The organism is Microcystis sp. M_QC_C_20170808_M3Col (assembly GCF_007095505.1).
GTDB lineage: Bacteria > Cyanobacteriota > Cyanobacteriia > Cyanobacteriales > Microcystaceae > Microcystis.
In genome coordinates this window covers 1-6,400 of sequence record NZ_SFBY01000329.1, presented here as the reverse complement: position 1 = coordinate 6,400, position 6,400 = coordinate 1, and the positions used below count along the sequence as shown (strand labels likewise).

Annotated in this window: 5 protein-coding genes; 1 reads left to right on the top strand and 4 read right to left on the bottom strand. The window is 45.9% G+C overall.

Annotation, left to right across the window (positions count from 1 at the left end; translation table 11 throughout):
* Positions 1–96 precede the first annotated feature (96 nt).
* From EWV84_RS15135 to EWV84_RS15120, 4 genes are all read right to left on the bottom strand, one after another.
* Entirely contained in the window at positions 97–678 is a 582-nt protein-coding gene (locus EWV84_RS15135; protein WP_287078657.1) for a Uma2 family endonuclease, read from the bottom strand.
* Between the two features lie 157 nt (positions 679–835).
* Positions 836–2,191, bottom strand: a complete 1,356-nt coding sequence (gene opcA, locus EWV84_RS15130; RefSeq protein WP_286825415.1) for a glucose-6-phosphate dehydrogenase assembly protein OpcA — start codon at positions 2,189–2,191, stop codon at positions 836–838.
* A gap of 294 nt (positions 2,192–2,485) precedes the next feature.
* Positions 2,486–4,015: a glucose-6-phosphate dehydrogenase gene (gene zwf, locus EWV84_RS15125; RefSeq protein ID WP_287078655.1), complete on the bottom strand. Its 1,530-nt coding sequence runs from the start codon at positions 4,013–4,015 to the stop codon at positions 2,486–2,488.
* A 401-nt stretch (positions 4,016–4,416) separates the two neighbouring features.
* The gene (locus tag EWV84_RS15120; RefSeq protein WP_287078654.1) at positions 4,417–5,607 is read right to left on the bottom strand and encodes a DUF3747 domain-containing protein; all 1,191 of its coding nucleotides are present in this window, start codon (positions 5,605–5,607) and stop codon (positions 4,417–4,419) included.
* 467 nt (positions 5,608–6,074) lie between these two features.
* Here EWV84_RS15120 and EWV84_RS15115 point away from each other — a divergent pair.
* Positions 6,075–6,400: RNA-guided endonuclease InsQ/TnpB family protein (locus EWV84_RS15115; protein ID WP_287078653.1), on the top strand; the 326-nt coding region annotated here is incomplete at its 3' end.

Genomic DNA, 6,400 nt, shown 5'->3' with positions numbered 1-6,400 from the left:
TTTTACGCAGGGGGTACTTAGATAAAATCAGTATAGCACAATAAAAGTTAAGTTAACAAGCTATAGTTTAAAAAGCCGTCCTAAAAGGACGGGGCTTTAACCCAAAATTTCGGTAAAATCCACCCGCTGATATAAATCTGTCAGGGATATTTGAAAATCTAGAGAAAACAAAGTTAAAATCGCTTCTTGATCGTGATAATCCCGAAATGCCCAATGATCACCTCTTTTATGAAATTGTTCGATATAATAACCATATTGATCGATTAAAATATATTCTTCAAAACTATTAAGAGAGCGATAAAACTTAAACTTATCACCCCGATTATAGTCTTGAGTAGATTTTGATAAAACCTCGATAATCACCTGTGGATTGGTAATCGTATCGGTGCGTCCTCTTTCAAGAATTGGTTCCCCCTTAACGATCATAAGATCGGGATAGGTGTATACATTATAGGTGGGTATGGCCAAGCGTAGATCGGTGATAAATATATCATAGGCTTGATTCTGGATAGTTAAGGGAAATCTTCTGTAAAAATTTCCCGCAATGCGATTATGGTTAGGAGTTCCCCCAGTCATAATAATAATTTCTCCATCTCGATACTCGTGTCTGTCGGTGGCAGTTTCCTCTAGTTGAAAGTATTCTGCGACTGTGTAGCGTTTCTCAGTGGTTGCGACCATATTGCCCCCTTGAAAGCAAAGCTCTGTCTTTATAATAACCTGTTTTCTGAAAAGGTACAATTATCGGTTTTAATCAGGTGCTGACTGCCGTATAAATATCGAGAGACCTTGTTAACAAGGTCTCTCCAAAGTGGGTGGGATTATTGTTGCTAATTTGTTAATCCGGTCGGGATAATTTGAGGATAGCGCCGGTGACTTTCATGCTTTCTTGATAAAGCACGTCCTTGCCCCAACGCTGTAACTGTTTACCTAGCAGAGTTTCTGTTTTTTGGTCTTCCAGATGGGCTACTTGTTCAATGCGGCAAGATTGGGCTCCTCCCGAAGCTTCCATCCGCATACAGCCGGTAGTTCCCGAACAAATTACCGTACAACAATCAGCCTGAAGATTAGTAGAACTGAGTTTAATACTAATCAGATCCCCTTGTACCTCACCCCAATCGGCCACGGGAATACCAGCTAATTCTGCTTCAATTAAACGCTGGTCCTGACCGAGGAAGCTAATCCGATGAATAGCGTAATCTCCCGACCGGTGACTATATCCCACTGGTCGCCATTGTAACCGGCTGGCCATCCAACCGAGGAACATAAAAGCTTGGCAAGGATTGCCCTTTTCATAATCAATAGTGATGCGATCGACTTCCAGAATAGCATCCCGGCGCTCCGGTGGATCAAAAGCCTCGGCGGTTAGTTCTTGCCAAGGGGCGAGACGACTCCAGTTCAGGTCAGCCAATGGTACATCTGTTGCTAGTAAATCCCCCACTTGCAGCAGTTCCGTTTCTGGTTCCCGAAAAGTGCTGGAATCGACGATAATCGTATCACATTGACTGGCCAGACGCTTAAATAGTCCATATTCCGCATCGGGACTGGCTTTCCACCAGAGAAATTTGGGCAAACTGGGAATAGTTAACTCGGAAATAATGCCGCCAATTCGTTCCAAAGCTTCCGCCGTACCGCTTAAAGTGACGTATTCACAGCAAACTAAAGTGTTCTGACTACGTTTGTTGACGGGACAATAGGCAGAAACGGAGGCTTTTACCCCTTCATCGGCCTCGGCGGTGGGACAGAGGGTAATAATGCGACAGGGATTGGAAGCAGCGATCGCATCTGCGACCCCAATCGCATCCAAATCGGCGGCGTATTGACGATGATTAGCCCCGTCCTCGGCGTTTTTTTCCGCTTCCCAGGCTGCCCTTAACCGAGCGACAAATTCATCGCTAGAAAGCCCGGTTACTTCTAGTTCTAGGTCCTTCTGGGCGACTTTGATCGCGGCGTGGGTCCTGGGACCGGCAATACCATCAATCGGGCCGGTGTAATAGCCGAGAAGGGTTAACAATTCCTGTACCGCATCGGGTTCATAGACAATAAAGCTAAAGGTGGTGGCCCGGGTGGCGGCCATACCATCCTCATTATCATTATAGGATTGCCAGATATCGCGCAGTTCCTGCTCGATCACATCGATGGAAACATCTTTCGGTGCTTGCAGGGAGACAATGGGGGGGCTTTGGGTGGTCATGTCAGTTATCAGTTATCAGTTATCAGTTATCAGTTATCAGTTATCAGTTACCAGTTACCAGTTACCAGTTATCAGTTATCAGTTATCAGTTATCAGTTATCAGTTATCAGTTATCAGTTATCAGTTATCAGTTATCAGTTATCAGTTATCAGATGTGAGTTTTTAGTGAATAGTATTAAGCGACAAGCTCGGAGCTGCCTTTTTACTGTTTACTGCTCACTGTTTACTGCTCACTGCTCACTGTTTACTGCTCACTGATTACTGTTTACTGTTTACTGATTACTGTTCACTGTATTAGAGTCGTCGCCAACGACGGCCATCGCGGTTAAGGAGAAATTCCGCTTCTGTGGGTTCCCAAGTACCCGCTTCGTATTGGGGTACGGAGGCAGGATCGGCGGGAGCGTCCCAAGCGGCGAGAGCGGGAGTAACGATGCGCCATGCTTCTTCTACCTCGTCAGAACGGGTAAATAGGGTTTGATCTCCTAGCATAGCGTCTAAAAGTAGGCGATTATAGGCATCAGCGCTGGCAACACCGAAGGAGGAACCATAACTAAAGTCCATTTCTACCGTGCGCGTGCGTAATTCCGACCCCGGCATTTTTGCCTCAAAACGCAGGGCAATACCTTCATTAGGCTGAATTCGCAGACTTAGTACATTTGCATTAGTTTGTTGGGCTGCCGATTGGAAGATTAATAACGGCACATTGCGGAATTGGATGGCAATCTCGGAAACTTTTTTGGGCAGACGTTTACCCGTACGCAGATAGAAGGGGACACCCTGCCAACGCCAGTTATCGACGATTAATTTCATGGCGACGTAGGTGGGAGTGGTGGATTCCGGATTAACCCCCGGTTCTTCCCGATAGCCCGGAATGGGTTTTCCTTTCATCCAACCGGCTTTATACTGGCCGCGGATGGCGGATTTTTCTAGGTTATTGATATCGGCCAGGTGAGTCGCTTGTAGGACTTTGACTTTTTCGCCGCGGATACTATCAGCGTTAATAGCGTTGGGTGCTTCCATCGCCGTTAAGCAGAATAACTGCATCAGGTGATTTTGCACCATATCCCGCAAAGCCCCCGATTTTTCGTAATATCCGGCCCGATCCTCCACTCCCACGGTTTCGGCCACGGTAATCTGGACGTGATCGATAAATTGACGATTCCAGAGGGGTTCAAAGATGGCGTTAGCAAATCGGAACACCAGTAAGTTTTGGACGGTTTCCTTGCCTAAATAGTGGTCAATGCGATAAACTTGGTTCTCCTGACAAACCTCTTGTACGACTCGATTGAGAACTTGGGCAGAACTGAGGTCTTTGCCAAAGGGTTTTTCGATCACTAACCGGTGTTTAATTGGGTCTGTAAGCATTCCGGCCGCCCCAAGGTTTTTAAGGCCGGGGGGAAAGAAATTAGGAGAAACCGCTAGATAAAAGACTCGATTGCCGCGGGTTCCCCGCATTCCGTCTAATTCTTCCAGAAAGACTTTCATTTTGGCGTAACTTTCTGGATCGTCCATGTTGCCGGGGAAATAGTACAAGCCTTGGGCGAAGTCTTGCCAATATTCCTCACTACCAATCCCGTCAGAAAATTCTTCGATGCCTTGGCGCATCTGTTGGCGAAAATAATCATGACTCCACTCTCGGCGCGCTGTACCGACGATGGTTAATTCGGCCGGCAGTCGTCTTTCCCGTTTCAGTTGATAGAGGGCAGGAACCAGTTTTCTTTGGGTTAAGTCTCCCGATGCCCCAAAAATGACTAAAATTAGGGGTTCTGGGGTTCTTTCTTGTCGCAATCCCACTCGGAGAGGATTTTCGAGCAGCTTTACCATAGGATTTTGTCTAGCCGAGGTGCATTATTTCCCAGTTTAGCGATAATACTCGACGGCATACCTAAAGTAAAAATTAACAACCACAATCAGTGATCAGTGATCAGTAATCAGTAATCAGTGACCAGTAAACAGTAATCAGTGATCAGTAAGCAGTGATCAGTAAACAGTAATTATATTAAATCTGGTTATTAAAGACTGATTATTTATTCCTCCTTTTGCATGAGTGCCTAGGCTTTTTTGAAATCAAAAAGTTCGGGGTCTGGGAGTGAGCGGGGGGAAAATTGGGGGACTTTTTCCCTGAAAATTAGGTAATTGACCACCTAAAAATGGATAAAACCCCACACCCCACACCCTACCCCTAGGAAAAACTTTTTCAGCAAACCCTGATTGAGGAGAGGCCGTTATTTTTTGGCGGTTTTAACACAATCGAGGGTACGGACAATGGCGGCTGCTGCGTAGTTACGACGGGCGGGGTCATTTGGTACAAAAGAACTACCCTGTTCGTTCAAGGGAGAGGCCACACCGCAAAATCCCGACATCTGGGTAATTAAACTGGCGGCCCAATGACCGGAAGTATCAGAAAAATTGACAGGGGTTTTAGTTTGGGCTAAATCGGGGGCTTGTTTTTGCTGAGTTTTCAGGTAGGTGGCGGCCTGTTTGAGAATCGCCATCAATTCGGCCCTAGTGATGGGGTCGGTGGGACGGAATTCGCCGTTAGCTTTGCCAGCAACAATACCATTGGCCCGGGCCCATTGGATTTTTTGGGCACTCCAGCGCGTCGCTTCTACGTCGTTAAAACTGCCGCTGCCGGGGGGAATCGCTTCTAGGTTAATTTTGGTGACAGTTCCCATCCCTTCAATAATCATCGAGACGAATTGTTCCCTGGTGACGGGATTTTCGGGGCGGAAGGTGTTATCTTCTTTAAAACCGGCCACTACCCCAAGCGCGATCGCTTTTTCAATCTCAGTTTTATAGATATCGCCGCTAATATCCTGAAAACTGGCCCCGGAAGTGGGGGGAGGAGTGGTTTCGTTGATGGGAGGTCTGCCGCCGGCTGCGAGAACTTCCGCTTCTTTGCCGCTAAAGTAGAAGTGGCCTAAACTTTTGCCTTGGAAAGTACGACGGCTAAATCTCCAACCCGGTTCGAGGATAATTTTCATAAATCCTGTTTGCATTCCTCGGGTTCTTCCCACCAATAATTCCGGTCTGCGAGCATCCCGGGGAGTTCCCACTAAGTATAATTGGCCATTGCGTTCCACAATACGCAGGATGTAATCTAGCCCAAAATCCCGGCCATCGAGACGGATAGAATAACCATTACTATCGGTGGCGCGGCGACAAATGCCGGTAAAGTCAAAGTTGAGGAGCAGCGGGTCGATCATGACGGGATTTGAGCCGCTTTCGCTCCAACACTTCTGTTTTCCCTGGATTTGTTCCAATACTAGCAGGTCAAATTTATTACCTCCGTAGGGACGAGCGATCGCTATTACCTGGGTCTGCTCGATGTCCTGTTCGTCAAAGTTGACCGCTGGTGTGGCAGTTATGCCCAAGGTCATTAGGGCGGTTAGGGCGATCGATAATCTGGCTTTCATAATCTTTAATCTATAAGACGATTTTTGCAGTAAAAATAGACGTGCTAGTCCCAATATTCTAAGACTGAATGCTTCCGGTTGTTGTTCCGGACTGCGCCGGATTGTTGTCTGTCCGCACAAGTTTTCTCTCAATCTTCAATTTCCGAACCTATTTATCCTGGCAATATTCTGATGGAACTGGTGGGTTGATCAATATTAATTCGGTTAGCTGTTGAAACTGGGGAGATTTTGGCGAATTGTTGAAAATTTTAGCCAGCCATTCGAGTCTTAGGCTAAGATGGGGAGAGAGGCTTTTAATTGGCCGCAGCCCTTGACTTCCTCACAGGATTTAAGCCCAATAATTGCCTAAAAAATTGCAGTTAATCGATGGAGGGCTATCAGTGCTGCGGTGAATTATCAGTTATCAGTGGGTAAGTTAACAGTTATCAGTTATAATAGAATGCAGACACACTTATTTTAAGCCAACAATGAAAGCAAGGTATCAATACCGCATTTACCCAACAAACCAACAAAAGAGGCTTTTGTCTCAGTTGTTCGGGTGCGTGCGTGTTGTCTGGAACAATACCTTAGCTTACTGCCAAGAACTCTATCAACAAGGAGAGAAAAAGCCAAAATATACAGAGTTGTCCAAAAGACTAACTCAGATTAAAAAAACCGAAGAAAAAAACTGGTTAACCGAGGTTTCTTCTATTCCTTTACAACAGTCTTTAAGAGATTTAGAGACAGCCTACTCTAACTTTTTTGCATCTTGTCAAGGAGAAAGAAAAGGGAAAAAAGTCAAACCTCCTAAATT

Coding starts and splice junctions, on each gene's coding strand:
- EWV84_RS15135 (WP_287078657.1), bottom strand. CDS start 678: ATGGTCGCAACCACTGAGAAACGCTACACAGTCGCAGAATACTTTCAA.
- opcA (WP_286825415.1), bottom strand. CDS start 2,191: ATGACCACCCAAAGCCCCCCCATTGTCTCCCTGCAAGCACCGAAAGAT.
- zwf (WP_287078655.1), bottom strand. CDS start 4,015: ATGGTAAAGCTGCTCGAAAATCCTCTCCGAGTGGGATTGCGACAAGAA.
- EWV84_RS15120 (WP_287078654.1), bottom strand. CDS start 5,607: ATGAAAGCCAGATTATCGATCGCCCTAACCGCCCTAATGACCTTGGGC.